Here is a 577-nt window from a genome sequence, read left to right on the forward strand (position 1 = left end):
TCGAACTGGCCCTTGATCGAGCCCATCATCCCCTGCGCCCAAAACGAATCGATCGTTCCTTGCGACGCCACCGCGCCTTCACGGTTGAAATTGTGGAACGGCACCGCTAGATCCTTGTAAAACTGCGAGCGGTTCTTCACGACACCGTTCCGGATCCCGTCGAATACTTCCATCGGCAGACCGCCCGGGTTCGCTTCCGTCTTCAGCATGATCGGCGGCACCGCACCGATCAGCACCACCTTCGCCACCCGCGCCGTGCCGTGCCGGCCGATGTAGTGCGCCACCTCGCCGCCGCCGGTCGAATGGCCAACGAGCATCGCGCCGCGCACGTCCAGGTGCTCGAGCAGCGCAGCTAGGTCATCCGCATAGGTATCCATATCATTTCCGTCCCATGGCTGCGCCGAACGGCCATGCCCGCGACGGTCATGTGCGATGACCCGATAACCGCGATGGCCGAAGAACAGCATCTGCGCATCCCACGCATCCGAAGTTAGCGGCCAGCCGTGCGAAAAAACGACCGGCGTACCCTGGCCCCAGTCCTTGTAGAAGATTTCGGTACCGTCGCCCGATTTAAAGT

The 577-nt window shown here is 61.9% G+C and carries 1 protein-coding gene; it reads right to left on the bottom strand.

Annotated elements, in window-relative coordinates; genetic code table 11:
* A partial coding sequence (locus G3O00_RS43115; RefSeq protein WP_206146646.1) for an alpha/beta hydrolase occupies nucleotides 1–577 on the bottom strand: 577 nt, incomplete at both ends.

The organism is Burkholderia sp. Ac-20384 (assembly GCF_017104605.1).
GTDB classification, from domain to species: Bacteria; Pseudomonadota; Gammaproteobacteria; order Burkholderiales; family Burkholderiaceae; genus Burkholderia; species Burkholderia lata.